The organism is Aromatoleum evansii (assembly GCF_012910805.1).
Classification (GTDB): domain Bacteria; phylum Pseudomonadota; class Gammaproteobacteria; order Burkholderiales; family Rhodocyclaceae; genus Aromatoleum; species Aromatoleum evansii.
On record NZ_WTVK01000211.1, the window covers coordinates 1 to 459 of the forward strand.

Consider the following 459-nt stretch of genomic DNA (forward strand, 5'->3'; position numbering starts at 1 on the left):
TCTTCGGCGTGTCCACCGTGGTTGCCTTCCGACCACAAAGGGCGACCATCTCGATGCCCTGCTTGGTGAGTTCGGGCGGGGTAAGGTGGCCGACCGGGGTCTTGTCCAGGATGTCGCGCAGCGACTGCGGCAGGTCCGCCGACGTCTTCACGACGATCTCGCGGATCGCTGCGTTGCGCATCGACTTGAAGAAGGTGTTGGCTTCCTCGCAACTGGTCACGCGCTCGCGCAGGGAGTCCGCTTCCTTGCGGCGAGCCTCGAACTCGGATTGCGGCGAGCCGCGGGGCACGATCAGCACGACCGGCTGCATCCTGTATTCGAAAGCTTCGGCGTCGGGGGCCTCGCCGGTCCCCTTGACCGCGGTGTCGACATCCTTTTCTCCGACCTGAAGGCTCTCCTTGAAACGGCCGCGGACCAGGCTGGTCCAGACCATGTCGGCCCGGATGCGCTGCTTCAGCG

Annotated in this window: 1 protein-coding gene; it reads right to left on the reverse strand. The window is 65.4% G+C overall.

Annotation, left to right across the window (positions count from 1 at the left end):
* Positions 1-459, reverse strand: a 459-nt coding sequence (locus GO615_RS27970; protein WP_211167420.1) for a hypothetical protein, incomplete at both ends; no start/stop codon positions are given.